We start from the raw sequence: 26,571 nt of genomic DNA on the forward strand, positions 1-26,571 counted from the left end.
ATGCCCTACGCCTCATGGTGTCCGACCTGATAGCTATTTCCATCGCGACTGTCGTCACGCAAATCGTCTGGCTCGGACTCGACTTGGCCGACGCAGCGCAATTCGCAGGCGGTAACGGAAATGTTTCTCTGGGCACGTATTCTGTTATCTCTGTCATTGTCATCCTGAGTTGGATGGTCGTGCTTGGCGTCTATGGTTCTCGAGGCGACCGGGTGGTCGGCACAGGCACGACGGAGTACAAGATAATCGTCGATGCAACGCTGCGGCTGTTCGGGCTCTTTGCAATCATCGCGTTTCTCTTTCAGATCGATTTCAGTCGCGGCTACTTCATCATTGCGCTTCCGCTTGGTGCTCTCGCACTGCTCTTCAGCAGGGTCACCTGGAGGCGATGGCTCAAAGGAAAGCGCCGTAGAGGAGAGTATTCCGCGAGCGTGCTGCTGGTCGGTTCTGAAGTCACGGCTCTGCACACAGCCAAAGAGCTCGCCCGTCATCCAGAAGCTGGGTATCGGGTTGTAGGGGCGTGTATCCCTAGCGGCATGGTTGCCGACTACTTGCCCGGCACGGACATTCCTGTGGCCGGAAGCGTCGAACTGATCGGTCCCGCGCTCGAAGCGACGGGGGCGGACACCGTCGTAATCACAAGTTCTGACGAATTGTCACCGGCGCGCATCCGCGAACTCAGCTGGTCTCTCGAGCCCGGTCGTCAGCATCTCGTGGTTGCTCCGAGCCTTACAGACATCGGTGGACCGAGGCTTCACACGCGCCCGGTGGCCGGCCTTCCGCTCATTCATGTGGAGACACCCCGTTACGAGGGATTTAAGCGCTATCAGAAGCGGCTTTTCGATGTGATGTCATCGGCTCTTCTAATCGCCTTGCTGGGCCCAGTGCTCCTCGGAATAGCCATGATCGTTCGGTTGAGTACCCCCGGTGGAGTGTTCTTTCGGCAAGAACGTGTCGGGTTAGATGGAACCCATTTCGATATGCTGAAGTTCCGATCGATGGTGCCGAATGCTGAAGCGCTGCTCGCCGGTCTCGAACAAGAAGAACGTTCCGAGGGCAACTCCATCCTCTTCAAAATGAAGGATGACCCCCGTGTCACTCCGATTGGGAAAGTGTTGAGGCGATATTCGCTCGATGAGTTACCCCAACTCTTCAATGTTTTTCGAGGTGAGATGTCGCTGATTGGGCCGAGGCCGCCCTTGCAGAAAGAGGTAGACCTTTACGAATCCCATGTGCACCGCCGGTTCTTGATGAAGCCGGGGATCACAGGACTTTGGCAAGTCAGTGGTCGGTCAGACCTCTCGTGGGAAGACTCTGTTAGGCTTGATCTTTACTATGTTGAGAATTGGTCGATGGTCGGCGATTTCGTCATTCTGATGAAAACCGCGAGAGCTGTCGTTGGTAGCAGTGGCGCGTATTGAGCATGCGCGACAGATGTCGAATACGTTAATTTCTTCGCGAAGGGCTAACTCTTGAGCGATTGACTTCGGTAAATTGGGTCTCTGACCCAATACGCGGAATCACCCGTTTGAAACAGGGGCTTTGGGGGAAAAGTATGAGTGCTGAAGTGCTTGGCGGGGTGTTACCTGCTATAGAGAAATCGAACACCGCACACCATGATTGGCGACGCTCGTATCGGGCCCGCCTCGCAATCACTGACTTTCTCGTGATACTTTGCGCGGTGTTCGCGACGCAGGCGCTGTGGTTCGGCACCGTCTCGAATGAGACGAGTGTCGCCAGCAACCTCAGGTCTTTCACGATCAGCTATACGTCGCTGTCGCTCCTTCTCGCGGTCTGCTGGACAGGCATACTGAGCGTCTACGGTTCGCGCGGTGACCGAGTTCTCGGTACAGGGAGCGCTGAGTATCGCATCGTTTTCGATGCAAGTCTTCGGCTATTCGGTGTTTTCGCAATCTTGGCCTTTCTCTTTCAGGTGGACTTCAGCCGTGGCTACTTCATCATCGCCTTTCCAGTGGGAACTGTGATTCTTCTTGCCACGCGTGTTCTTTGGCGGCGTTGGCTGAATCACCGCAGGCGCCTCGGTGAGTATTCAGCTCGCGTCTTGCTCGTCGGCTCTGAAGTCTCCGTTTTACACACTGCGAAACAGTTGGCCGGTCAGCCTCAGGCGGGCTATCGGGTGATTGCAGCGTGTATTCCACACGGTCGCACGACGCAGAATCTTGGGGAGACTCGAGTTCCCGTCGCCGGGGGAGTGGAAGACGTTGCCGCGGTCCTGAGGGCCAGCGGTGCGGATACCGTGGTGATCACCAGCTCAGACGAATTGTCTCCTGAACGCATTCGCGAACTGAGCTGGTCACTAGAACCCGGCCGCCAGCACCTCGTCGTTGCTCCAAGTCTCACGGATATTGGTGGTCCACGCATCCACACCCGGCCGGTTGCGGGACTTCCTTTGATCCACGTGGAGACCCCACGATACGAGGGGTTCAAGCGCTATCAAAAGCGGCTCTTCGACGTTATTTCCAGCGCTCTCCTGCTTCTCATCCTTTCGCCGGTCTTGTTGCTCATTGCCACGACCGTTCGGCTCAGCACCGAGGGGCCCGTTTTCTTTCTGCAAGAGCGCGTCGGGCTCAACGGGTCGACTTTCTTCATGATGAAGTTTCGAACCATGGTGCCGAATGCTGAAGCCTTGCTGAAGAATTTACAAAACGAGTCGCGCGACTCGGGCAATGCAGTTCTGTTCAAGATGAAGGATGACCCCCGAATCACCCCCATCGGCAAGTGGCTGAGACGATACAGCCTTGATGAGCTGCCGCAACTTCTGAATGTTCTTCGCGGGGAGATGTCACTCATAGGTCCTCGGCCACCGCTGCAGAAGGAGGTCGATCAGTACGACAGCCACGTGCACCGTAGGTTCCTCATGAAGCCGGGAATAACGGGGCTGTGGCAGGTAAGCGGCAGATCTGATCTGTCTTGGGACGACTCGGTTCGTCTCGATCTCTACTACGTGGAAAACTGGTCGATGGTCGGCGACCTTGTCATACTTTTGAAAACCGCCCGCGCCGTCGTCGGAAGCTCGGGAGCATACTGAGCCGGCACTCGAACTACGATTGGTGACGAAGATCTCAGACCTCACATCCCTGCTAGGGCGCGCAAAAAAGTACCTCGCAGTCAACAAGAGCATGCGGGAATTGCGAAATCGCAACAAGACGAGTGATCAATCTCTTCTCTGTGAGGCAGGACCTGTTGTCTCATTGACAACGCATGGTTTGCGGCTCCAGACGGTGTACTACGCGATCGAGAGCATTGGGCGTGGCGAATTGAGGCCATCGCGCCTCATTCTTTGGATTGACGAAAGAGACGCACGGAAACCTAGACCGCCTGAGCTCGCGCGTTTGGTTGCTCGCGGTTTAGAGATCCTGACTACCTCAAACTATGGCCCGCATACGAAGTACTTCCCCTACGTGCAGTCTCGGGATCGCCATACGACGGCGCTGGTTACAGCAGACGACGATGTGATCTATCCGATCGATTGGCTAAGCAGGCTCAACGCGGCGCACAACTCCCGACCCGATCTCATTCGTGCGATGAAAGTTCGTCGAGTCGAGCTGCTCAGCAACGGCTTCGCGCCCTATACCACCTGGAAAGCTGTTGCCTCAGTCGACGCGAGCGTACTCAACTTGGCTTTGGGGGTCTCGGGGGTAATTTATCCACCGGCGTTCCTTGAGGAATTGCACGTCGCGGGCGACTCGTTTCGCCTGGTCAGTCCGAGAGCAGATGACATCTGGTTACACGCCGTTGCTGTCAGAACCGGATTTTTAGTCGCCCAGGTCTCGGCATCGCCTGAAGGCTATCCGACAGTTCGCGGTACGTTCGAAACGAGTCTCATGAAGACTAATGTTCTCGATAATCAAAACGACCCTCAAATCCAGGCGACGTACACCGTGGCCGACATCGAGAGACTCGGGCAACCGTCGGCTTGATGCGGGTTCGAAGCTCGGTCAGGAGTGTCCTGCCCGATCAACGAATTCGTGCCAGGCTGCGCGAGACTCCAGTCGAAGTTTATTTACCATCATGAGCACCTCGTCTCTATCGGTTTGTATTGCGCTGGCGATGGCTGATGTCCAACCGTCCGTCTCGGATACGAGCAGCGGGGATTCATGTCCAACTAAATCTTCGAGGCTTGTGTCCGCGGGCCCTACGATAGGCACTCCGTACTCGAGGGATCTGATCGCAATTCCGCTCTGATAAAACCGTTTGTACGGAACCACGACCGCGTCGCTGGTTCGCAACAGATCTTGTAGTTCGGTTTCTTCGACAAATCCTTCAATGACATGCCATCCGGCAATCTGTGGCCATCGTCTCCCTCGGATTTCGAGGGAGACGCCAGGACCAATAGATTTGCCGATTTCCTCGAGGGCCGTGACGTCTCGATCGGGCTTGAATTGCCCGAGAACACGAACGATTTTTGGATCGTTGGCACGCGTGCTCTGGGCGTAATCGATCGGCAGAATGGGGTGAGGCAGTTTGGTAACCATGTTTTCGAAACCGTGCTTTACAACGTCGGCGAGCGCCGCGTCACTATGAACGACTAAACCTCGCTTGAACGGTGCCCGACGTGAGAGGAACTGGGAGCGGCGATCGTAGCCAATCGCCGAAACGAGCGGCTCTGGATCATGAACTATGAACTCGATCACCGCGCGGCGCCCGAGAACTGCGCCCAGGAGTATGTCGAGATATCCGAGCACCGGCCAGGTCACAAGCACGGTGTTCTTCTTGTCGTTCTTGGCCATTCGCCGCGCAGAAAGTAGCATGCGCGCATAACGGAGAATCCACGTCAAACGACCCCCCGTAGCCTGTGACGGTTCATAGATGGTAGCAATCGAAACTTCGTAGCCCGCTCCCTCGAGATTGTCACGCAGTGCCTTTGTGTAGTGGAGCAGTGCGCCACCCAACGTGTTCAAGACGAGAATGCGATGTTCGCTCACCTGATCCGGCTTATGCATTGAGTCACTTTCTATATTCTCCAAGGTGCTCGCCCGTCCTGTACGTCAGCGCTCGTGAATCCATGAGTCGGCCTGATATCTGCCTTCGACGCGCGGGAGCGATTCGATCACCGTCACGCGGTTCAGTGGATGCTCGATCGCCTTCTGGATCGCAGTCGGCAGTTCGGCGTCGATGTTCGATGCGGATACGACGTGATGACCGTGGCGCTGAAGCCACGAATCCAATCCGGTCTGGTCCGTTGTGACCACTGTGAGCCCTTGTGCCAACCCTTCTTTGATGGGCAGCCCGACCTGTTCTCGCCATCGGCCATCTGGCATGGAAGGGGCGATCAACGTCACCGCCGTAGCGATCGTCTTCTGCACTTGCGCACGGGGGAGTTGGCCGACATAGGTACGTCGGCTTGGGTTCAAGGCCACCCATGAGACCACTAAATCGGCGAGTGGTCCCGGGCCGATGATTGTTAGCGTAGCGGTCGGGTTTAACTCTTCGACTTCTTCCCAGGCCTTAAGTAGTTCGAGAACCCCTTTCCGCTCTTCCAAAACTCCGACAAAAATGCACGAATCAGGGTCGGGAGTGATTTCTTGGTCGCCGCTGGCATCAGATGGAAGCTCCTCGAAAACTCGGTTTTCGACTGACTTGACGAACGGGATAGAGAGGTAGAGGTTCCGCGAGCCTTCGCTAGCGAATGCGATCTTGTCGAGCACGAGTCGGATATAAAGACCAAGACCGAGGCCGAAAGCCCTCACGCAGGCGGCAGGAACCCTTCGATTTCCGCCGATGAGATTGCCCAGATCATTGTTTTCCATTGCGTAAGTGACCAACACCCGCTTTCGGCCTGTGATGAATCCCGAAAGTTTCCATGTGAGTGCGATAGCGATTCCTGTCGGAAGGAATCGCACCCAAAGCGGTTCCGGCATCTCGAGCACGGTCGCTCGTGAACCTCGAAGCAGCCTGAGTGCCTGCTTCAGATTTACTTTTCTGAATTGTTTGGGCACCTCCGACCCGGCGAGGTCGTATTTCTCGGTGAAGTAGAGCATGTGGGCGGGGGTTGTCTCGTAATACCTCGTGATGTGTACCGAGCGAAGTTCGGGGATCAGTCGAATAGATTCAGGGGCGGTCACCGCAGGCACACAAACTCCGATCATCAATCTCGTGTCTTGCCGAATGCTAGCAACGACGTGTGTCGCGCATGTGTCGCGACTAACCTGAGAGTTTACTGCGTAAATTTCATACCCCCCATTTCGGGGCCATACTAGGGGCAAGTCGACACCTTTTTAGGGGATTGCGCACGGGTCTCCGAGGAGGTAATGCGGGTTCTGTTTGGGGGTAGCTTTGCTGAACATTCGAGCGACAACAATAGTTGTGATGATCGCTCTCGCAGCGGTTCTTGGGGCGGTTCTTACGCCGTTCCAGCCCCTGCCTTCGGCCGCAGCCGCGACGGTCGCCACTGCGGCCACACCAACAGATATCATCGCAGACGTTTCGACCGCTCATCCTCGATTGCTTCTCACGTCTGCATCGCTGGCAGATCTCAAGGTCGCTGTGATTACGGATGCGACGGCCATGTCTTGGTACAGCACCATTCAAGCGTCTGCTGACGCGATCATTCCCCTCGCGGTCACGACTTATGACACCTCATCGGGTGACTTACTTTCGGCAAGTCGACAGATTCTCATGCGAACCTATACTCTTGGTTTGATGTGGCAGATCACCGGCAATACTAAGTACGCCGATCGTCTATGGGCCGAATTGAATGCGGCAGCGTCATTTCCTGACTGGAACCCCTCTCATTTCTTAGACACCGCTGAAATGGCCCACGCATTCGGCATTGGCTATGACTGGTTGTACAGTTATCTCTCGGCGACTCAACGCAGTACGCTGACGGCGGCTGTGGAGAGTAAAGCATTCACTCCTGCGCTCACAACTTATGCTGCCCAGAATTACTGGTCTACTGACACCTCGAACTGGAATGTCGTGAGCAACTCCGGGCTGAGCATCGCTGCTCTCGCGTTTGCTCAAGACAGCTCGAGCATGTCCGGTCAGATTCTCGATGATGCTCGGGCGAGCATAGTGAACGGGCTCGCGGAATACTCACCCGACGGGGGATACACGGAAGGCATAACCTACTGGTCATACGCCTCGAATTATCTCACGACGTACATCTCATCGCTCGAGTCCTCGACAGGCAACGACTACGGGCTTCTAGCTACTCCAGGACTGTCGCAGACCGGTCTGTTTGCGCTCAACCTTTCTGGCCCGAGCGGCAACTTCGCAAACTTCGGAGACGCTTGGGTGAATGAGCCGATGACCACCCCGCTGCTCGGGTTAGAGTCGTTATACGGCGATTCGACCTTGCGAACGCGAGCTATTGCGGCCACCACCGGCCCCGACGCTGTCGACCCCACACCGAAGGCGCTCATTTGGTATGCGGCAGTTCGCGCGACACCCGTGCCGACAGTACCCGCACTTCCGCTCGATACAACCTTTGCCGAGTATGGAGTTTCGACTCTCCGATCGTCATGGGCGCAACGGCAGGCGACCTTCGTTGCGCTCAAGACTGCTACCGACACGGCGCCTGGTCATTCAGACCTTGACGGCGGATCGTTCACGCTCGACGCACTGGGGCAGCAATGGGCTGTCGACCTCGGTGCAGACAGCTACTCGCTGCCCGGATATTTCGACGTCACGAACGGTGGGCGATGGAACATCTACAAGAAGCGGGCCGAGGGCCAAAACCGCATCGTGCTCAATCCCGGCACGACCACCAGCGGGCCAGACAGCGATCCGTCCGCTTCGTCGACTGTGCAGATTGTGAGAGCAGACGCGACGACAGCGAGTGCGGTCACTGACTTGACTTCGTCCTACCCAAGCGCTCTGAACTCGTGGAAGCGCGGAGTTTCTCTTTTCGACAACCGTACGCAGGTTTTGGTTCAAGACGAGCTGTCTGGCAAATCGAATCTCGACACGTGGTGGTACATGCATACCGCGGCAGACATAAATATCGCCCCAGACGGAAAGTCGGCCGTGCTTTCTCAGAACGGTCAGCAACTCTTGGCACGAATAGCATCACCGAGTACCGCAACGTTCTCAATGATGGCCGCCGCGCCACTCTGGACCTCCCCGCAAGTTGATGGCCAGAGTACGAATGCGGGCATCAACAAACTCTCGATCAGAATCAGCGGAACCTCGACGGTCAAATTGGCCGTGCAGTTCACGCCCATTACCGGAGCTGCGACTCCCGCGTTAGCAACTGTCACTCCGCTGGCGAACTGGGGAACCGCCGCAACTCAATACTCTGCGCTGACATCTCTCGCTCTTGATGGCAAGCCTCTTTCAACTTTCACTCCGGGTACGCTCGCCTACCAGGTTCAGGCATCCTCCGTGAGCACCCCACCGACTGTCTCGGGGGCATCGACAAGCGGAGCGACCGTGGCCATCACTCAGGCGTCGGCTACTCCCGGTCAGGCGAAGATCGTGGTCACGGAACCCGGCAAGAGCCCCGTCACTTACACGGTTTCTTTCATGCCCGGGGCTGTGCCCTGGGTCTCACTGACCGCCAGCGTCGATACAGCATCCAATCCGGTATCAGCCGTTGTCGACAATTCGCTCTATACGAATTGGTCGGTGACAGGTGAACAGTGGATCGCTTTCGACCTTGGTAGGCCACAGACGGTGCAGCACGCAGAGATCTACTGGGGGGATGTCGGTGTGACGGGGGCGAAGTACGCCATCAGTGTGTCCAACGACAACATAAATTGGACCGCTGTCTACAACGGTACCGCGAAGCAGAGCGCTGACGATCAATACGCGTCGTTCACCACGGGGCCGATCGTTCGGCGTTACGTGCGAATTCTTGTATACGGTGATCCGACAAACAAGAAGACCATCATTCGAGACGTTAAGTTCATGTCTGAAGACAAGCCCACGCCGGTGAGCCCGACTACCGGTCACTATTCGGCAACGCTTTCGGCCGGCGCGACCCAGTTCAACCTGGGAGACAAAACTACGTTGACCTACTCCTTGCTCGACCCGTCGGGTGCCACCGTGCCTGGTTCGACACTTCCGATGTCATTCACGAGTTCGAACTCGGCCATCGCGTCGATCAATTCGTCGGGTGTGATGACTGCCCTCAAACCAGGGATAGTTACCGTGGGTGTAAAAGTCTGGGTTGCGAATCAATGGGTGTGGGCGGTGCGAGGAGTCACTATAAAAGACCCTCTCGACGTCGTTATCATGTCGAATCAGGATTCGTACGTGCAGGGAGGCAACTGGACGGCCTCGAATTTCAAGACTGCTGTCAAGCTATTGGTGAGCCATAGCACTCCCTATCCCCAATTCGACCGCACAACCCTCATGGGCTTTGACCTCTCATCACTCGCGGGCAAGCAGATCGAATCGGCGTCGGTCGTATTCGGCGCGAATGTGACCGATAGTAGTGGCGCGACTGCCTCGCATCTCGACGCTCTCGCTGTCAGCTCGCCTTGGAGTGAGTCGACGGTAACTTACAACACGAAGCCGACGACCGGCGACCGAGTCGGTTACGTCGCCGTCGACGAAAATCTTGTCCCCCGCACCATGGATGTGACCGATTATGTACGTGCAAAAGTGGGCGGTTCGGCTGACTTGGCGTTCAGCCAGGACGACGGGGGCGTCGGTCAGGGGTTAGTGGTCTCCATCGACAGCCGCAGGTCTGCTGACAAGCCGTATCTGCAAATCAGACTGCGTTCAGGTTCGCCGCTGGCGGCCCCGACCCTCACTACGGCCGTTTCAACCTCTCCGTCGGCCCCCGGGGTGATCACCGGTACCGTAGCAGGGCCAGCCTCGACGAAGATGACTGTCGACCTGGCCGCAGCAACCGCCGCGACGTGCCCCGTCGCTAGGGCATCTGGTCGCTCGCTTGGCGTCGTCTCGGTTACGACCAATGGCTCGGGAACGGCGTCGTTCACGGTCAACGGCGCTTTGACGATGGGTGATTGGGTGTATGGGGTGGTCTCAGACGCTGAGCCGAAATCGTCGAACATGTCGTCTTGCATGCAAGTAACAGCCGCTCCCGGGGTGGGCCAGAAACTCACGTTGATGTCGAGCCAAGACGGATATGTGCAGGGCGGAACGTCGTCGGACAGTAACTTTAAGACTGCGGTTGCTCTGCTATCAAGCCATACAACGGCCTATCCTCAGTACGATCGCGAAACATTCATGGATTTTGACCTTAGTTCGTTGGCGAATAAGTCAATCGAATCGGCGCAGATGTACTTCATGGCAACCAACACGAGTACAACGACTACCAACACACATCTGACTGCATTCGCGGTGACTTCACCGTGGTCGGAGTCGACCGTGACGTTCAACACCAAACCAACGACAGGCGACCGCATCGGCACAGTGCCAGTCGACAAGACCGCTTCGCTACGTAGCATGGATATCACTGATTATGTTCGTCAGATGAAGGGGGCGGTGGGGAGCCTAGCCTTCAGCCAAGATGACAGCGGCGTGGGCACAGGCTCGGTGGTGTCGATTGACGGGAGACGCTCGATGAACAAACCGTACATCGTCGTCACGCTACGCGCTTATGCGACCCTTGCGGTTCCTGCCATATCGTCGGCGCTTTCGAACACCTCCAGCGGGCCAGGTGCTGTCACGGGTACTGTGACGGGCCCGGCATCTACCGCCATGTCGGTCGACCTGTACTCGACGAGCGCCTCAACCTGCCCCATATCTCGATACTCTGGAACTTCGCTCGGTGCTGTGTCGGTCACGACGAATTCGGCCGGCCAAGCCTCGTTCATAGTCAACGGAAATCTGAACATCGGCGATAAAGTCTTCGGCACCGTCACCGCGGTTGGCCCGCGCTCGTCGGAGTTGTCCGGGTGTACCACCGTAGTGGCTGCACCCGGCGTCAGTGTTCAGCTCTCCCTGCCCACGACCCAAGATGCGTACGTTCAAGGCGGTGATTGGGCGGCGTCGAACTTTAAGACCGCAGTGACACTATTTGATCGTCATTCTGCGGCGTATCCCTCGTTCGACAGGTACACCTACATGGGGCTCGACTTGTCTTCGCTTTCCGGTAAAAACATCCAATCCGCAAAGCTCATGTTCTACGCGAGTGTCACAGACTCCGGTGGCACCAGCTCGCACATTCGGGCCAATTCGGTTACGTCTGCATGGTCGGAGTCGACGGTCACTTTCAACACGAAACCGACGATGGGTGCATCCGTCGGATACACGACAGTTGATTCAAGCTCGAGCCTCAGGTCGCTCGACATCACGTCGTATGTGAAGGCTAATCAGGGAGGTTCCGCCAGCGTCGCGTTCACCCAAGACGACGCTGGGGTTGGAACGAGCCTGGTGGTTTCAATTACCAGCAAGCGCACGTTGACCGTCGCGAACCGACCTTACCTGCTCGTTACGCTCGTCCCTGCAAGCTGAGTTGCCAGCCGCAAAAAGCGACCCGCCAACGAATGGCGCGAAGCGTCGTTCGTTGGCGGGCAGTTCAGCAAAGGTCAGCCAACCCAGTATTCGTCAACAAGAACCTTTGTCGAGTGGATGTTCGATCGGCTCGAAGCCCCGAACACGATCGATTTCAAGTTAGGCAACTTACAGACCCATTCGATGGCTTCGCGCGGAGGGATAGCGCCGGAAGCGAAGACCGACATGGCAATGGCCTGAAATTCGTATTCATTGAGCGCTTTTTCGTAGGCAGTCACGCCGCCTCCCGACATGCGAAAACCGACCTTATTGATATTCGAGCACACGACAGGATTCTCGACTCCGACTTCCTTCAGAACCTTTAGGAGCGTCGGCAAATTCATCGAAATGAATCCGGGTTCGGCGTTATATTTCTTTCTCACATGCTCGGCGAAGATACGGAAGGCGTCTTTGAATCCGAGGCCGAGAAGCAGATCAACGACCACGTTCTGTAAAAAGATCACGGGCGTCGGCAGACCCTGGAACATTTTCATCTCTGCGTCAATCAACAGAGTGGTGATGCCCTCGATATCCTTTTTCGCGACGGACATTCCACCTTTGAACGCGGCGTCGAGCAAGCCACCGTCGGGCAGGAAGCGCTTGATTGCGCCGACCATTCCGTCTTCGGTCATAGCGTTGGCGTACTTGTGGGCATAAGGCATGCCGGGATAGAAAATCTGCTCCGCGTAGCGCTCCGGTTTTGTGCGCATGTAGTCGACAATCTCGCCAACACGATCATGCGTCGTGCACATGAAGGTGTGTATGCCTTCGTCGTAAGCTGCGTCGAGCACGTCAATGACGGCGCTCAGATCTTGGAACTTCATGGATTGCGCGCGAGCCTTCTCTTCGGACATGTGATTCACGCCGAAGAATTGATTGTCGCCGAAAAGCAACCTATCCATAAAAACTCTCCTCTTGAAGTGGTTTGATTAGCTCTTGGTGCGGCGGCGAAATAGGCCGCGATCGACCTGTGGGGCAGGGCCCGCCGCTATGCCCGCGTAGTCGCGGTTTGCGTCTGCGACCATCATGGCTAGTACCTCGTCGGCGCCCGTAGCGCTGCCGAAGCTGTTTTGGCCCTCGATCTCGCCACTTTCGATTCGTTTGACGAACGCGTCGAGCTGGGCACTGTATTCCTCGCCCCTGACATAAAAGTAGACCTCGTCTGTGAGATCTGTGGTGTAGCGCACGTTCCACCCCTCGACGTAACCCTCTGGTGCCGCTGTCGCGTCAGTAAGGAAGGTTTGGCACTCTTGTCGATCGGCTGTAATGCGTCCGTTGCTGCCGAACACGGTGATCTTCGTCGACATCTTGCGTTGTGAGGGGTCAGACCAACTGACAGAGAGCTGTGCAGTGGTTTCATCGGGCCACACCATCGTGCTGAAGACCTCATCATCGGTTTCTCTGGAAAACACCTGACCAAGAATCGTTCCACGTACCTCAGATGGAACTCCGAGATACCAGTTCACGAGGTCGATGGGATGAGCGGCGTAGTCATAAAGACTTCCGCCACCCTCGGATTTCTTGCTCCGCCACGTCGAACCCTTCGGCTTTAAGACGACGGGGCCATACGCTTCAGCGAGAATATGGCTGACCTTGCCGATCGCCCCGCTGTCCAGGAGACGCTTCACCTCTTTGAAGGCCCCGACGAATCGGTAGTGGTAGCCCACTTGCGTGACGAGCTTTTTCGAACGTGCCAGTTCGGTCAGGTCCCTCGACGTGCTCGGGTTGAGGCTGAAGGGCTTTTCGCAGAAGACATTCACACCGGCTTCCAGGGCAGTTTTGACCATTTGCGCATGCAGCACCGAAGGTGTCGAGATGATCACTGCGTCGAGGTTGGATTGGGCGAGCATCTTGCTCATGTCGTTGAACGTTTCGACCCCGGTATAGCGATTGAGCAGCCCGAGTAGATACGCGGAAGAGTCGCATACTGCGACCACTTCGACGTCAGGATGGGCATTCACCATCGAGTAATGCGACAACCCCATCTTGCCGAGCCCGACCATTCCGATTCTGATCATCGATTTCTCCATGCTTCGTTTAGGCGATATTCAGGACTGATGTTTCAGGTAACGCGAGAGCAAAGCCTCATACTGGCCGCCGATCCGTTCCCAGGTGAACTCGGCTTCGAATCGTTCCGTTGCCGCAGAGCTCATGGTTGTCGCCGTCTGCGTGTTCGACAGAATGGTTGTGAGGTGCGCGTCAATGTCTGACTCTGATGCGAAGTAGAGCGCGGCATCAGCAGCTACCCATCTGTTATACCCATTGTCATGAGCGATGACGGGATTGCCCGCGGCAAGTGCTTCGACGAGCGATGGGTTCGTACCGCCAACGGTGTGACCATGCAAGTAGGCCCGCGCGAAGTACCGCAATGCCTGAACATTGTCGGGCTCGAATATGGCCCCGAGAAAGACGACTTCTTCGCTCGCGGCGTCAAGTACCTCGCCGTGGTAAGGATCTTCGTCGCGCTTGAAATTTCCGAGCACAGCGAGCTTCACGCCCCGCGGCTTTGCGGAGAATGCTCGCACGAGCTCGAGAATATTATTCTCGGGAATCGGCCGCGCAATTATCGTCACGTAGCCGCCCGGCTCCAGCCCAAAATTCCGAACGATTTCGGCGCTCGGGTCGACTATTTCGTGAGCCCCGTACGTGATGGTGCTGACTTTGCGCTTGGGCGCCCTGCTCCATAGGTACTTTTCGATGAGCGGATGATCGGCGATGAGATGATCGCCGTACAACGCCGAGAATCGCTCGTTCACATACAAGATCGCCTGCTTGACGAACCCCCAGCGTGCACGGGACCATTCGATGCCGTCCATGTTGATGACGTTCGGTACCCCACGGAGACGCTGCCAAATGTTGAAGACCCCAGTGTTGTAGCCCAGAGTGAGATTGATGTCGCGAAAACGCATTGCATGCTTGATAGAGACGAAGTCGAATCTCGACGTTCCGAGCCAACCGTCGGTGTCGATCGGAATAGTCACGCGCTCGATTCCCTGCCACGTGTCGTTGACGATCGGTCCGGTGCCTTCAGACTGACAGTAGACGACGACACGCCAGCCTCGCCCAACGAGAAACTTGGCGACATTTTCGGCGGCAGTTTCGAAGCCGCCATAATTTGCCGGCACGCCGTGCGATCCCAGGATCCGAACAGTCTTGTCTGCAGACCTTCTCATCGAATGGAACTCGACTCTCGTTTGCGTGCGTTTGAGGGGCGTTCAGGATGCTAGCAGTCGAATGTCAACAACTTGTTACGGGTCTCCCCACCCCGATCGAGGCATATGAAGCAGGCCAACTTCGGAACGCCGATCCTAAGTGTGCTCGTGGCCGTCGCGATCAGCGTGGCACTGGTCTTGTTAGGCGAAACATGGGTACCGAAACTCGGCAGCCGGGCATCAAGAGTCATCATCTCGCTTGCGGGGGTTGGCATGATGGTCGTGCAGACTCACGCCGTGGTTCTCTGGGTTTTGGGAACTCCGCCGAGCGGTTCTGCGATTGCTCTTATTCTCGCCCTGGTGGTTCCCTGGACTGTCGCGCTGATCGTCGTGAGAACGCCCCTAGCTCCCTGGCTCGTTGGCACCGCATCGAAACGAAAGCGTTTAGCCTCAGTCGAACCTTAACGGACGTTAGATTCGCCCGTGAAACTGCGCTGAAATAATGCCCGGATCGCGTGTAAAAAACGGGTATGCATCGGGGGAACGTATTGCCATCAGCTGTACGTAACGGTCGGAATAGTCTGTCCGGAGTGAAGAAAACCTCCTTCAGAACAGATGTTCAGAGTCTGCGCGCCTTCGCCGTGATCGCCTTCATCTTCGACCACCTGATTCATTGCCCTCGGGTGGGTTCGCAGGTGTCGACGTATTCTTTGTGATCTCGGGGTTTTTGATCACTGGTATCTTGCATCTCTCGAGATTTGGTGGCCAGAAATGAACCGATTGCAACGGTGAAAATAAGACTTTCTGGGATGCCATCCATTCGTTTTTCTTCATGGCGAACTGGCACTTCGCTGCGGCAGGCACGGGCTATTTTTCAGTCCACGGGGCCGATCTCGCCGTTACAGAACTATTGGTCTCTTTCGGTGTAAGAACAGTTCTATCTTGTTTGGCCATGGCTCATGCTCCTGGTTTTTTCTTTACCGGACGAGTGCTGCGAAAAGACGGCCGCAACCGGGTGATCATCGGCACGACAATGGGGCTGATCGTCATCGCTTCGTTCGTCTACGCGCTCTGGGAGACGAACACTAATCCGACGTTCGCGTATTTCTCGACGTTCTCGAGAGCGTGGGAGCTGGGATTCGGAGCGCTGTTTGCGATCGCTTTGCCTTTGTTTCAAGGCATTCCGCCGATTGCTCGCACCGTCATTGGCTGGCTTGGACTCATCGGAATCGTCGCATCGTATTTTGTGATTAACGACACACTGCCGTTCCCCGCCCCGTGGGCGGCCTTTCCCGTCGCGCCCTCCGCTCTCGTCATCTTGTCCGGCATTGCAGGGACTCAACGATTCCTCTTTCCGCTTACCAATTGAGTGAGCGTATTTCTCGGGGATGTTTTTTATTCGTTGTATCTATGACATTTTCCCATCTTTTCACCTTGGTACTCATGCCCGATCAGACCTTCGCCGTGAACGTAATCATCTTGGCCGCGATACTTGCCGTTTCGATGACGTCGTATTACTTCATCGAGCAGCCCGTCCACCTAACGCCACTTCTCAATTACTATTCGGGTCACAAGAACAGGCCAACGCGGCCGGGCAGTTGGTCAACGAATGGATACTCGCGCTCGAGCATGTTGCATCCGAAGTCGCAGTGAACGCCAATCCTGACGAGACGTTCATTCGAAAGACGACTGACTGGCTGAGATCAAAGCAGTGCCTGCCGTCATGATCGCCTCCGTGAATAGTTTCCTCGCGATTGTGATCTCGCAAGCGACAGGCCACTAGTCCGCCTGTCTGCGATCCCATCGGCGGTGAAACGACAGCTAGTTCGTAACTTCCGAGATTGACAGACGAGCAAGGGATTCCCCCTCTTGGGGAGCATTTAGAGACGCGCGTGGATATAGTGCCAGTGTGAATATCACCCTGGCGCGACCGTCCAAGGAAGATGAGCCTGCTCCTGACGAGGTGAGGATTACCGGTCCGATGGTGGTCGCGATGGTCTTGGCAGGCATCGCCATGGCGACTCTGGTCGTCGTTGATTTGGTTCAGCCGTAGGTAAAGATACATGCCCGGCCTCGTGAGAGTTGAGGCGCGAGCAGCAAGGTAGTATTCAACCACTTGTCTTTGGCGGTGGGGAGTCCTCGATGCAGTTGGCAATATGGCTGGTCGTCTGTGCGATCATCACGTTCATTTCGGTTCGAAGACCTTATGCGTCGATCATCGTAACGATCCTGCTATTCGTTTTTGTGCCCTACGTCGCCGGGAGTCTGCTAACGGGCGGGAGTACTTTCCACCCCGCGTCGTGGCTCGTGTTCGTAACCGTCGGTGTCACGCTTCTGACGAAACCGCAGAAGATCTTCCACGAAATAGGCCGACACCCTCTCGCCTATATGGCCATCGGTTTCGCGCTTGTGGGCATGGTGGGCTCAAGCTTTGTCATCAACAGCATCCCAACAGGGCGAACTCTGATGGTGGATGTGATCATCGCCCCAATCCTGTTCTTCATGCTGATCGGGATTCACCTCCACGACAATCCTCGTGGCGCTATCCTGATGCGAAATGTGATCCTCATATGCGGCGTAATCCAAGTCGGCATTTCACTGATCGGGAGTTTCCTCGGCGGCCCACTGTTCTACGTCGCACAACTTTCGACTAAATACTGGTTCTCAACCACCGGGGTCACGCGCGCGCTCGGAACGTTCGATGACCCGCTTACCTTGGCGCTTTTCTTGGCTGCATGCATCCCACTTCTCGCCTCGATCAAACGGCCCAGCTTGCAGCTCGCACTGGTCGTCATCTTCTTCAGCGGTATCTTGCTCACATCGAGCCGAACATCATTGTTCCTGGCACTTCTGGGCGTCATCTACTTGATGGTGAGGACTCGCACATCCTTCACAGCCCGACTTGCTATAGGAGTGGGTGCGGTGGTTCTGGTCGTTATCGTGTTCACCACGAGCATCGGGACGAGCGTCCTCACGCGACTTACAACCGACGACGGAGGTTCATCGGGAGCGCGGAACGACGCATGGTCTTTGTTCTTCCAAATCGCCCACCAATTCACGATATTCGGTGGCGGAATCACCTCGTCGTACACGGTCGGCTTGAATGGCGGGTTGGCGACCAGTTTCGAGAGCGCCATCATCATGTACTCGATCGACTTTGGAATTCTGTTCGCTGTCGTTTATTTCGGAGTGCTCGCAGTGCTATCTCTGCGTGGGCTCGGGAAAGGCCATCTGCCGGGGGCGGGCCTCAGCGCGGCATTCGTTGTTGGTGCCGTTCAAACGTTCAGCTCGGTGGGAAGCGGAACGGCTGCGGGGATGTTCATGTGGATGTTCGCCGCGATCGCCACCGCGAAATGGTTGCCGAGCTCGATTGAATCTGTCGAGGAGCCTGATGTAGTCTCAACGCCAGAAGCGACGGGGGTCAGGGCATGAAGGTCAAAGAGAACGACATCGTATTCCGGGTCGGTAGCGGCCCTGTCGAAGATGGTTTGAAGTGCCCCGTTTGTCATGGTCTCACTGGTCGTAAGTCGAATTGATTCCTTGCTTTGGTCACTGGTCGACCGCGTACGGTGCTTTGCGACCACGTGACCATAAATCAGGATGCGTTGGTCGACACCTGGGATTACTGCGCGTGCACCGATACGATCCACAGAGGAATTTCGGAGTAAAGCCTCCAAAATATCAAAAGCCCCCTTCCACCATGCTCGGAGAGCAAGTGGAAGGGGGCTTTGTTTAGATCTCGACGTTCGCGGTCGAGGTTTCAGTAGCTAGAACGTCGATGACGGTGAAGTCACCAGGATCATCTGCGTGATAGTCGATCGCTTGGCTTCCGTCTTCGTCTTCGCTTCGACGTCTATCCAGTATTGAAAGCCAGGGTCGCGGTTTCGGATGAGGGTGACCTTGAAGAGTGCCATCAGATTCCGTAGGTTGCTCGAAGACCCGTCACAACGGCATTGCGCTGCGAGAATGTCAGGGCGAATGGGTAATAGGCGACCTTGGCGATGTCAACGTTCGAGAACGTCGTCGCGAAACCCGCAAGGGAGAGCACGCTCGCGGGCGTCGTGCCTGCGCTGCCGATGCTCTCCGGTTGGTCGTCGACGCGAGCCACAGACGATGAGCCTGAGTCGAGACCGACGTGAGGACGTGCCAGCCTGTGCCGAGCGCTGTAGCCACGGCGAGCGTCGTGCCTGCGTATGTGCGGAAGGCCGTGCCGACGCTGTTGCCCTGCACTACCGTCGTTCCAACTCCAGACCCGGTCGCCGCCTCTAGGACGGTCGGAACGCTCTGCCACCTGGCCACCGTGAACATGGTGTGGGGCTGCACCCGGGCGAGCGCCTGCCCGAGCGACGCGGAACTGGCTTTTTTGAATCGCACGAAGAACCGCACACCATCGTCGGTCGCGAGAATCGGAGCAGTGGCTCCGACCATCGTGCTGCCAGCGACAGTGAGTGCCGTGCCCGAAACGGCCGCGTCAAGCCACGATGTGACAGCGTCGCCCGCGTTTCCGATCGGGTACGCCGGGTCGAAGTTCCGTGTCGCGCCAGCTACCGCGAGATCCGGGATCCCGACGGGCAGGAGCGAGAGGTTCGGGCCCGTGAACGCGACGGGTGATTTTTGGCTGATTCCTGTTGCCATTACAGCGCCCTCGTTCCGAGATGTGCGGGAATACCGATCGCCTTGAAAGCTTGGCCTTCCCGGCCGAGATGGATGTTGTTCGGCGACTCCGCCGCGGCGATATACCTCGGGTCGAGGGTCCCGCCGGCGGCCGATTCAACCTGATGACCGGTGTCGAATGCCTGCACGGCGCCCCCTGCGAGTCCGCGGTTGGACTCGTTGAACGCGAGCCGCACCGTTTCTCGTGCGCTGTCGGTCGCGGTGCCGTTCCGGGGCGAGATCGTGCCGTAGAAGATCGCGTTCGAGAAGTTTACCCGGAGGATGCCCATCACAACGTTCTGTGATGCCTGCACAGTGGCCAGACTGTTCCCGCTGAATACATCGTTCGATCCGAGATCTTCGAACACCGCATCCGGGAGGGTCAGCCCGTAGTACTTCGCCCACTTCCACGCTGTCGAGTCGTTCCACGTCGCGTACAGGGAGCCGTGGTTCGCGAGAATCTGCGCGAAGCACCCGTTCATCAGCGCCCACGGGGTCGCGTACGAGTCGTAGACCGGGATCGGTGACTCAGACGCAGCGGTGAGAGAGTCGCCGTGGAACATGACGACGTGCACTTTCGAGTCGATCTCGCACTCGATCCACACATCGAGGGGTGTGTACTCCTCCAGCATCTGACCCGATACAGCACCGACCGTCGCAGCGTCAGTAGATGAGGCGGAGGTCCATCACCCGCCGACGCCCTTCTGGTTGTTCTGTGCCGCGCGGGTGTAGCCGAGGGAGATCATGTGTTCCGCGTAGGGAACGAACTGTGACCCTGCAGTGGTGACCCAGGGGCTGACGTATTCTACGCCGCCGGCATCGGTAGTGAACGCGCCTTGCACCTGAGTCGGAGCGGGTGCCCACGTGCCCGACAACGAACCATCAGACGCGATGACCTGCGTGCCGAACCAGATACCCGTGACACTCAGCGCACCCGTGTCGGCGATCGCTGCGCGGTCGCAGTAATTCCGGGTGTGTACCCGCCACCGGTTCGTCTTCACAGCCAGCTTCTTCGGCCACCGAATCTGCACATTCGTCTGCGTATCGATAAATGATGACACGTTCGAGGCGGAGCAATTCAGGGGGGTTCCGGCGAGGCGGTAGGTCGAGCCGACGCCAGCCGGGTAGTAGCCGTTCGTGCCAGCTCGGGAGAACCATTCCTTCAGGACATCGTTGGGGGTCATACCGTCGAGACCGATGACGTTCTGACCTCACCGCCTTGTGACGGGGTCAAACGTGCCGCCGAGGTATGGCGCTCCGTTCGTGATCGGCGACCCCGCGTACGGAGCAATCAGCCCTGCGGGCGCGACGACTTCACCGGTGACCTGGTCGAAGAGGCTAATACGCCCTCGGGGGTCCGACCATGAATGGGGCGGGCTGCCGAGGTAGGTCGGCACACGCGGGTTGCTCGCGAGAGCTGTGTTTACGGCGGCGGTTGACTGGTCAGGAATGTCGGCGGCGCCAATCGCAGTGGCAACCGTGGCTCCGATGTTCCCGGGTTGGGCTGCGCTGAGGTCGATGATCGCTACTGATGTGCCCACAGGTCGCTCCTCAGATGCTCGTGACTTGCCAGATGATGAACGTGTCGAGCTCCTCGACGAGGCTTCAAGACACAAGCCTGACCGGGTCGGCCCTGACGTCGGCGTGGATCTCAGCACGAGTCGACATGCTCAACAAGATCAAAACTGACGGCCGGCGCATAATTTTTGATGGAACCGAATCCTGGTGGAGCCGATATGAACGTCTGCGATACGCCAGTCTCGTCGCCCTCTGACTGCGATTTCAAGATCGAAACCGAGTGGCACGAACACGCTGACGGCGACCGGACGGCTGCGACTCTGGCGGGCGTGGAGTACTTCGTTGACCAAAATTGGTTTTCCGCCGGAGACAACCTTCCGTCGTTTTCGGGTACAACCCCGTAGCGTTGGGACAACGGTCACCCAAGTAAGCAGCACGCTACGTTGCTGATATCGCCGCTCGCCGGCCAGCTTTTCCCTGCTTCTTAGGCGTCGAACGCCTACCTTGTTACAGGGATCGGCGCAGTGAATCAACCTATTTGGGTTGGCGTTTGAGCACGCGCTTAGAGACTCCGAGCAGCACTCGCACGTCTGACGGCCTGATGAGGTAGAGGTCGAGTGGGTTCGTTTTCGAGAGACGGCAGAAGAACGTGATGCTGAGATTTGCCGACACGATGTTGCCAATTAGCGTCGCAATCGCAGCTCCCATTGCCCCCATCGGCGGAACCAGCACCAGGAGCGCCAGTACGTTGATGACGACCGCAATGACGAGCGCCGAGCTTCTGAGACCCGGTCTGCCGCGAGAACTGAGTCCGGCACCTGCCACAGACCCGGGCACTCCGATCGTGCCGGCGAGCACCAGAACTGACGAAACCGCGACAGCAGGCTGGAATTCCTGGCCGAAGAGCCATGGGAACCAGACCCACATCGAACCGACCAGCACGATGCCAATGACAATGGAAACCAGAAAAGACACGCGCGCGCTCATGGTGAGTTTGGCCGTGTCCGCTTGTGCGGCATCCGAGGCGAGAATCACATCGCGAACGGCATTATTCACGACCAGAGCGACTTCGGCCACACTGACCGCTGTGACGTAATAGCCCAGCTGTTGTGTGTTGGAAAGCGGGATGATAAGCACCTGATCTAGCCTGCTAAGCAAGATTCCCGAGAGAGAACCGACCCACACTCGTGTACCGAAACCGAGCAAGTCTCCCGAAATCGTGCGACTTTTTATGCCACCCGCGTGGGGAACTGAGAGCCTGCCGATATTCAGATATGCAAGGCCGCCGATGATGGGCGAGAGGGCGATTGCGGCGATAGATGTCTCGACAGTGAGCGCACCGGCCAGCCAAAGTGCGATGACGCCGCCCAGACGCACAAAGGCGGTGATGTACTTCTCACGGTTGACCAAGCGCCACTCGTGATGGCCCGACGCCGCGCCCCTCAGCACTGAGATGAGCAGGGCGGGAACGATGGCGAGCGAGGTGATGGAGATGAGATGAGCGATTTCCATCGATCCGCCTGCCAGGAATGGCGCAAGCATTATTGAGACGATCGTGCCAATCACGCCGCTCACACCCACCAGCAGGGTTGCGTGGGCAAGCGCGAAGCGTGCGATCTCGGGTCGCTTCGCAGTCAAAACCGTCACCGCCGCGGGCAAGCCGACGGTTGCCAGTGCCGTCATGAGAAGCAAGGGAGAGGTGGCCGCTCCAACGGCTCCTCGCGCTTCGACACCGAGGGCCCGGGCGAGAATCGGTGCGCTAGCGAATGCCGCGGCAGGAGCGATCAAGTTGGTGATCGCGGCTACGGCCATATTGTGGCCGACGTCTCCAGGGCCTGCAGTGCGTGAAACTGTACGTGCCAAGGGCTCCTGCATTTCCGGGCGAGACGAGTTCGAGGTGTGGACGATGCTATCAGCCAGGTGTGACTAACTTGTTTCGCGGGCTAGTGCAGGATTTTCTCTGCTTCCTCACCGAAAACGCCGCCGAACTTGGCGGACCACACCTCTGTGATGTGACTAGTGTCACGATAAACGAGGGTGTTTCCGATCACCGGATCGCATTCGGTAGGCGTGCAAAAGTAATCACTGAGATCGAGGTAACTGCCCCCCAGCTGTTCGACCGTCGCCTTCTGAGCGGCTGCCCATGTGGAGTCCAGGGCTTCCACTCGTGGAGCACTACAGGCGAGTGCATCTGTGAGGTTGGCAGACAGGCAATCCGGCGCTGACTCGTTGAATTCTGGTGTATCGCTGACGACCATGATTTTTGTCGTCGCGGGAAGCTGCGCGCGAGTCTGCGCGAGGCCCTGCGACCAAACTAATTCAGGATCGCTCGCTGAGGTCAAGGGGTCTTCACGTGAGTACGACAAAATCACCAAGGCTGGTTGAACCGAATCGAGTTGTTTCATGACGCCGTCACGCCATGTATCGCAGGCCATATAAGGTGCGTTACGTGAGGTGACACTCACGTCTATGCCTGGGCATCCGACCTTCGTGTAGGCGAGCAATCGAACCCCCGCGCCTTCGGCCCACGCGTCGACTGCAGGAAACCAATGCGCCGCGTGAGAATCGCCGAAGAGCACGACGGTCGTGGCAGACGATAAATCGCCGAACTCGCAATCGTTCACTTTGGTGCCGTCGTTCGAGTCGATGTGGCAGCCGTCGCGATGGATCTCGGAAGTCGAAGTCGGGGCACCCTCAAGTGTGGGCTGCATGTTAGATGGCACGAAACCCGTCGCGACAGGGGGCACGGTGAGAGGGCCGGACGCAGCAACCTGCCCCGAACTGGTGGGAAAGTTTGAAAGCGGTATCGCTGCCGCCGCCGTGAGACCCACAACGAGCACAGACGCGGCGAGACCTGCCAGCAGAGTGCGCGATGGCCGGATCGAGGTGATCCGCTTGTTCTTTCGAAACGGTTCCTCGATGAAACGGTAGGTGAGGTCAGCAAGCCCCACCGCCACTACCATCAATACGACTTTGACCCAGACCGGCAGGGGATGATCGAGCCCGACGGCGGCCTGAGGAATCACGAGTAAGGGAAAGTGCCAGAGGTAGAGAGAGTACGAGATCTTGCCGATGTACTGAAGAGGCCTCCATCTAAGACCGGCCTCAGGGCCAAAGGACTGCGTATTGGTGCCGACGAAAATGACGAGCGCGGTCGAGAGTACCGGCAGAAGTGAGGGGAACCCAGGGTATAGCGTCGTGTCGGTAAACACGAGACCGGTGACGACCAGAACGGCTATTCCGGCCCACCCCAAAGCCGCGGCAATAGCGGAGTTCTTACCGAAGACTCGGCCCGTAGAAGACGCGATGCCCACGAGGCCGCCGATAGCGAATTCCCACGCTCGAGTTGGCAGCGAAAAGAACGCGTATGGCTGGGAGCGCCCGAGAATAACGATGCACAGAATGAACGAAATCAGAGCAAGCAGTGCAACCGCAATTGCGAGACCGCGCCTCGAATTTCGCAGCACACGCCACAAGACGAACAGGATAATCGGCCAAAAAAGGTAGAACTGCTCTTCGACACCGAGTGACCAATAGTGCTGAAATGGCGACGGCGCAGTCTCGGCTTGATAGTCCGTTCCAAGGGCGGCAAGAAGCATATTTGGCACGTATAGCGCCGTGGCAATGGCACCCTGAACGATGCTCGACCGTACGAGCGGCGGCATGAAAATGAAGCTTGCGACGGTCGTGACGATGAGAACGAAAAACGAGGCAGGAAGGATTCGCCGCATTCGACGAGCATAGAAATCGGCGAACCTGATTGTGCCGGTTTGCCGCAGTTGTGACAACAGATGGCTCGTAATCAGAAAACCTGATATGACGAAGAAGACGTCGACTCCGATGAAACCGCCGCTGAAAACGACAACGTTCATGTGGTCGATGACCACTAGCAAAATGGCGATCGCACGGAGGCCTTGTATATCGAAACGAAAAAGTTGGCGCGTGGCAGGTTTTGATAAGACAGTACTGGCCACAAGCGCTCCAATCGTTGTCACTTGCCGCGATGGCAATTCGACTTTGTGGGCAATTGATGCGACGCTGCTTCCCCCGAACAGGGTGAGTCTATCGCAACACGCGAAAGGGCTATGGCGGAAAAACTCTGCTTTAGTTCATCGCAGTGGCAGGGAAGCCCTGAGAAGTCCGCTATTCAACTCGTCAATGGCCGCGGAGACAGATTCAGTGTCCTGGAGCGCCTGAAAGGTAATCGTATTGGCACGCTTGCCAGGTTCCAGCAGCTCGGTGAACGAAATGACCTTTACCTCGAGTTGTACCGACGCCAGGTAGTCGCCATATTTGTATCCCGGCACCGCATCGACTTGTTCTGCAAACGAGATCAATTGAACGGGCCGGCTCAGGGCATGCGACAAGATCATTCCGTGCATCCCCGAACTCGCGACAAAGTCTGAGCTGGCAATCAGATGCAGCATTTGCCGCACAGGGAGATTCGGAGCCGCAACCGTGAACCCTGCGGAGACGAGTTCACCGATCCTTCGACGACCCCTGCGGGTGTTGTAAACAGTGAAATGTGGAATCAGAAGCTTCGGAATGCGTCGCGCACTCGCGTGAACTCCGAAGTTCCGCACGAGTAGGCCCGGGTCGCCAAGCGGCATATCGGTTGTCAGACCAAGCGCGTCACGAGTACGCGGGCCTCGAACGGCCAGGAATCTATCGGCTATCGGAGCGGCCTCGCCGGGGGTCACCGATGGTTGATTCAATCCGCTACCCCAAATTAAGCCGACACCCCCTTGCGTGAAATACGGCACCAGAATTGAGCCGACAGCAACGACGTCTTCTTGACCCAGCGGAACCCATTCGACCGGACGAGCCGACACTTCGGCGAGGAGGATGTGGTTAAGCTCGTCACCATAGTTCGAAAGAAGAGAAGTCTTTGGCCGGGTCAGACGTATCCATGCGCTTGGATGTTGCTTCATTTCTGCGCTGAAGGTCCTAAACGACCGTCGAGGTGACCACCAGTGTGCCTTCAGTTTGCTGACCAACAACAAGTCCAATCTCTTCGCAGTTTCGGGTCTTGACGAAAGTGTGCAAGGCGCGATTGTTGCCGCGCCTTGTGGCTGGGCTGATCCAGTGTGTGAATTGTACCGGCCACGCTGTTTCGGCTCAGCGTTGACAAATCTGACGGGCTCGGGTTTGGTTGGAATACGCACGATGAGGTGATTATCAAACCTAGTCGGGTTGGAGTTACGAGTTGACCAAACGTGGGATGCAAGTGCTCATCACTTCTAGCGTCGTCTTCGGAATTCTGATCATTGTCGTTGTTGCGGGGCTGCCGCTTTACGTCTTTCCACGGGTCGATGAGCGTCAGTACACTGATGCGATTTTCGTCTTGGGGCCTTCCCTGCAATCCAGAGTGAGTATTGCCAGGAGTATGGTAGATGCCGGGCTTTCCGATTCAATTGTCATTTCAGTACCCGCGGGTGGCTCCAGTGATGAGTGGACCCGCCAGGCGTGCGACGGCGAAACCAGTTATTTGGTTCGCTGTTTTACTCCTAGTCCATTCACGACTGAGGGTGAAGCTCGCTACATCTCTGAACTCTCAGCCGAGCGTGGTTGGAATAAGATCACGGTCATAACGGCGACGTACCATGTTTCTCGCGCGCGCTTTGTCATCGAACAGTGTTACTCGGGTCAGCTTGAGATGGTGAACGATGCCGCGTCATTGCCTTTGACCGTCTGGGTCGCGCAATACATTTATCAAACTGGTGCGTTCTTCAAGGCCATCGGCTCTAGCTGCTCTACGTGATTAGTATCCTCACAAAGCCAGTGTCAGGTTTTGCGAGACGATCGCTGTGCTCGCCAC

General features: G+C 57.0%; 22 protein-coding genes. 9 read left to right on the forward strand and 13 right to left on the reverse strand.

All coding sequences use genetic code 11. The features are described 5' to 3' along the window. Window positions 1-14: 14 nt before the first annotated feature. From IEX24_RS01695 to IEX24_RS01705, 3 genes are all read left to right on the forward strand, one after another. The gene (locus IEX24_RS01695; RefSeq protein ID WP_229715036.1) at window positions 15-1,421 is read left to right on the forward strand and encodes a sugar transferase; all 1,407 of its coding nucleotides are present in this window, start codon (window positions 15-17) and stop codon (window positions 1,419-1,421) included. A gap of 134 nt (window positions 1,422-1,555) precedes the next feature. Next, the gene (locus IEX24_RS01700) at window positions 1,556-3,049 is read left to right on the forward strand and encodes a sugar transferase (RefSeq protein WP_188672712.1); all 1,494 of its coding nucleotides are present in this window, start codon (window positions 1,556-1,558) and stop codon (window positions 3,047-3,049) included. A gap of 22 nt (window positions 3,050-3,071) precedes the next feature. Then, window positions 3,072-3,941 carry a hypothetical protein gene (locus tag IEX24_RS01705; protein WP_188672716.1) on the forward strand — a complete coding sequence of 290 codons (870 nt, stop codon included), beginning with the start codon at window positions 3,072-3,074 and terminating at the stop codon, window positions 3,939-3,941. A gap of 18 nt (window positions 3,942-3,959) precedes the next feature. On the opposite strand, the gene IEX24_RS01710 is transcribed toward IEX24_RS01705, so the two are convergent. Together IEX24_RS01710 and IEX24_RS01715 are read right to left on the reverse strand one after the other, a co-directional pair. After that, window positions 3,960-4,964: a glycosyltransferase family protein gene (locus IEX24_RS01710; RefSeq protein ID WP_188672718.1), complete on the reverse strand. Its 1,005-nt coding sequence runs from the start codon at window positions 4,962-4,964 to the stop codon at window positions 3,960-3,962. A 45-nt stretch (window positions 4,965-5,009) separates the two neighbouring features. After that, window positions 5,010-6,086 carry a glycosyltransferase gene (locus tag IEX24_RS01715; RefSeq protein ID WP_188672720.1) on the reverse strand — a complete coding sequence of 359 codons (1,077 nt, stop codon included), beginning with the start codon at window positions 6,084-6,086 and terminating at the stop codon, window positions 5,010-5,012. Window positions 6,087-6,330: 244 nt separating this feature from the next. Here IEX24_RS01715 and IEX24_RS01720 point away from each other — a divergent pair, with 244 nt between their 5' ends. Continuing rightward, the gene (locus IEX24_RS01720) at window positions 6,331-11,391 is read left to right on the forward strand and encodes a CBM96 family carbohydrate-binding protein (RefSeq protein ID WP_188672722.1); all 5,061 of its coding nucleotides are present in this window, start codon (window positions 6,331-6,333) and stop codon (window positions 11,389-11,391) included. Window positions 11,392-11,465: 74 nt separating this feature from the next. Here IEX24_RS01720 and IEX24_RS01725 read toward each other — a convergent pair whose 3' ends face one another. From IEX24_RS01725 to IEX24_RS01735, 3 genes are read right to left on the reverse strand one after another with little or no spacing between them, the layout of a single operon-like run. Continuing rightward, window positions 11,466-12,332: a hypothetical protein gene (locus tag IEX24_RS01725; RefSeq protein WP_188672726.1), complete on the reverse strand. Its 867-nt coding sequence runs from the start codon at window positions 12,330-12,332 to the stop codon at window positions 11,466-11,468. A gap of 27 nt (window positions 12,333-12,359) precedes the next feature. After that, complete coding sequence (locus IEX24_RS01730) at window positions 12,360-13,448, reverse strand: Gfo/Idh/MocA family protein (RefSeq protein WP_188672728.1); 1,089 nt, start codon at window positions 13,446-13,448, stop codon at window positions 12,360-12,362. 30 nt (window positions 13,449-13,478) lie between these two features. Further along, window positions 13,479-14,603, reverse strand: a complete 1,125-nt coding sequence (locus IEX24_RS01735) for a DUF1972 domain-containing protein (protein WP_188672730.1) — start codon at window positions 14,601-14,603, stop codon at window positions 13,479-13,481. A gap of 569 nt (window positions 14,604-15,172) precedes the next feature. On the opposite strand from IEX24_RS01735, the gene IEX24_RS19795 reads away from it, so the two are divergent. The 4 genes from IEX24_RS19795 to IEX24_RS01750 all read left to right on the forward strand — a co-directional run bounded on the left by IEX24_RS19795 (window position 15,173) and on the right by IEX24_RS01750 (window position 18,014). Beyond that, a complete protein-coding gene (locus IEX24_RS19795; protein WP_268236211.1) occupies window positions 15,173-15,298 on the forward strand; it encodes a hypothetical protein in 126 nt (41 codons plus the stop codon). Window positions 15,299-15,414: 116 nt separating this feature from the next. Further along, complete coding sequence (locus IEX24_RS01740) at window positions 15,415-15,951, forward strand: hypothetical protein (protein ID WP_188672732.1); 537 nt, start codon at window positions 15,415-15,417, stop codon at window positions 15,949-15,951. Window positions 15,952-16,491: 540 nt separating this feature from the next. Continuing rightward, complete coding sequence (locus IEX24_RS01745; protein WP_188672734.1) at window positions 16,492-16,635, forward strand: hypothetical protein; 144 nt, start codon at window positions 16,492-16,494, stop codon at window positions 16,633-16,635. Window positions 16,636-16,724: 89 nt separating this feature from the next. Beyond that, complete coding sequence (locus IEX24_RS01750; protein WP_188672737.1) at window positions 16,725-18,014, forward strand: O-antigen ligase family protein; 1,290 nt, start codon at window positions 16,725-16,727, stop codon at window positions 18,012-18,014. 335 nt (window positions 18,015-18,349) lie between these two features. Here the strand turns inward: IEX24_RS01750 and IEX24_RS01755 are convergent, their stop codons facing one another. The 8 genes from IEX24_RS01755 to IEX24_RS01790 form a co-directional block, all read right to left on the reverse strand. Next, window positions 18,350-18,496 (reverse strand): hypothetical protein, encoded by a 147-nt coding sequence (locus IEX24_RS01755; protein WP_188672739.1) that lies wholly within the window; start codon window positions 18,494-18,496, stop codon window positions 18,350-18,352. Then, window positions 18,496-18,690 (reverse strand): hypothetical protein, encoded by a 195-nt coding sequence (locus IEX24_RS01760; RefSeq protein WP_188672741.1) that lies wholly within the window; start codon window positions 18,688-18,690, stop codon window positions 18,496-18,498. Before IEX24_RS01760 ends, IEX24_RS01755 begins: the two co-directional genes overlap by 1 nt. Window positions 18,691-19,216: 526 nt before the next feature. Continuing rightward, window positions 19,217-19,867 carry an SGNH/GDSL hydrolase family protein gene (locus IEX24_RS01765; protein ID WP_188672743.1) on the reverse strand — a complete coding sequence of 217 codons (651 nt, stop codon included), beginning with the start codon at window positions 19,865-19,867 and terminating at the stop codon, window positions 19,217-19,219. A gap of 54 nt (window positions 19,868-19,921) precedes the next feature. Then, window positions 19,922-20,419: a hypothetical protein gene (locus IEX24_RS01770; RefSeq protein ID WP_188672745.1), complete on the reverse strand. Its 498-nt coding sequence runs from the start codon at window positions 20,417-20,419 to the stop codon at window positions 19,922-19,924. A gap of 27 nt (window positions 20,420-20,446) precedes the next feature. Beyond that, window positions 20,447-20,776, reverse strand: coding sequence for a hypothetical protein (locus tag IEX24_RS01775; protein WP_188672747.1), 330 nt, complete (start codon window positions 20,774-20,776; stop codon window positions 20,447-20,449). Between the two features lie 511 nt (window positions 20,777-21,287). Continuing rightward, window positions 21,288-22,565: an oligosaccharide flippase family protein gene (locus tag IEX24_RS01780; protein WP_188672749.1), complete on the reverse strand. Its 1,278-nt coding sequence runs from the start codon at window positions 22,563-22,565 to the stop codon at window positions 21,288-21,290. 131 nt (window positions 22,566-22,696) lie between these two features. After that, on the reverse strand, window positions 22,697-24,727 hold the full coding sequence (locus tag IEX24_RS01785; RefSeq protein WP_188672751.1) for an acyltransferase family protein: 2,031 nt from the start codon (window positions 24,725-24,727) through the stop codon (window positions 22,697-22,699). A 135-nt stretch (window positions 24,728-24,862) separates the two neighbouring features. Next, complete coding sequence (locus IEX24_RS01790) at window positions 24,863-25,684, reverse strand: glycosyltransferase family protein (protein ID WP_188672754.1); 822 nt, start codon at window positions 25,682-25,684, stop codon at window positions 24,863-24,865. A 290-nt stretch (window positions 25,685-25,974) separates the two neighbouring features. On the opposite strand from IEX24_RS01790, the gene IEX24_RS01795 reads away from it, so the two are divergent. Then, window positions 25,975-26,514 carry an ElyC/SanA/YdcF family protein gene (locus IEX24_RS01795; protein WP_188672757.1) on the forward strand — a complete coding sequence of 180 codons (540 nt, stop codon included), beginning with the start codon at window positions 25,975-25,977 and terminating at the stop codon, window positions 26,512-26,514. Window positions 26,515-26,571: the final 57 nt, after the last annotated feature.

The sequence above is a fragment of the Subtercola lobariae genome, from assembly GCF_014640255.1.
Lineage (GTDB): Bacteria > Actinomycetota > Actinomycetes > Actinomycetales > Microbacteriaceae > Subtercola > Subtercola lobariae.

What these genes read in the sequence shown, in the direction of transcription:
- IEX24_RS01695 (WP_229715036.1), top strand. Translation starts at nt 15, where the DNA reads ATGGTGTCCGACCTGATAGCTATTTCCATCGCGACTGTCGTCACGCAA.
- IEX24_RS01700 (WP_188672712.1), top strand. Translation starts at nt 1,556, where the DNA reads ATGAGTGCTGAAGTGCTTGGCGGGGTGTTACCTGCTATAGAGAAATCG.
- IEX24_RS01710 (WP_188672718.1), bottom strand. Translation starts at nt 4,964, where the DNA reads ATGCATAAGCCGGATCAGGTGAGCGAACATCGCATTCTCGTCTTGAAC.
- IEX24_RS01720 (WP_188672722.1), top strand. Translation starts at nt 6,331, where the DNA reads ATGATCGCTCTCGCAGCGGTTCTTGGGGCGGTTCTTACGCCGTTCCAG.
- IEX24_RS01725 (WP_188672726.1), bottom strand. Translation starts at nt 12,332, where the DNA reads ATGGATAGGTTGCTTTTCGGCGACAATCAATTCTTCGGCGTGAATCAC.
- IEX24_RS01730 (WP_188672728.1), bottom strand. Translation starts at nt 13,448, where the DNA reads ATGATCAGAATCGGAATGGTCGGGCTCGGCAAGATGGGGTTGTCGCAT.
- IEX24_RS01735 (WP_188672730.1), bottom strand. Translation starts at nt 14,603, where the DNA reads ATGAGAAGGTCTGCAGACAAGACTGTTCGGATCCTGGGATCGCACGGC.
- IEX24_RS01740 (WP_188672732.1), top strand. Translation starts at nt 15,415, where the DNA reads ATGGCGAACTGGCACTTCGCTGCGGCAGGCACGGGCTATTTTTCAGTC.
- IEX24_RS01750 (WP_188672737.1), top strand. Translation starts at nt 16,725, where the DNA reads ATGCAGTTGGCAATATGGCTGGTCGTCTGTGCGATCATCACGTTCATT.
- IEX24_RS01755 (WP_188672739.1), bottom strand. Translation starts at nt 18,496, where the DNA reads ATGGCACTCTTCAAGGTCACCCTCATCCGAAACCGCGACCCTGGCTTT.
- IEX24_RS01765 (WP_188672743.1), bottom strand. Translation starts at nt 19,867, where the DNA reads ATGCTGGAGGAGTACACACCCCTCGATGTGTGGATCGAGTGCGAGATC.
- IEX24_RS01770 (WP_188672745.1), bottom strand. Translation starts at nt 20,419, where the DNA reads ATGACCCCCAACGATGTCCTGAAGGAATGGTTCTCCCGAGCTGGCACG.
- IEX24_RS01780 (WP_188672749.1), bottom strand. Translation starts at nt 22,565, where the DNA reads ATGGCCGTAGCCGCGATCACCAACTTGATCGCTCCTGCCGCGGCATTC.
- IEX24_RS01790 (WP_188672754.1), bottom strand. Translation starts at nt 25,684, where the DNA reads ATGAAGCAACATCCAAGCGCATGGATACGTCTGACCCGGCCAAAGACT.
- IEX24_RS01795 (WP_188672757.1), top strand. Translation starts at nt 25,975, where the DNA reads ATGCAAGTGCTCATCACTTCTAGCGTCGTCTTCGGAATTCTGATCATT.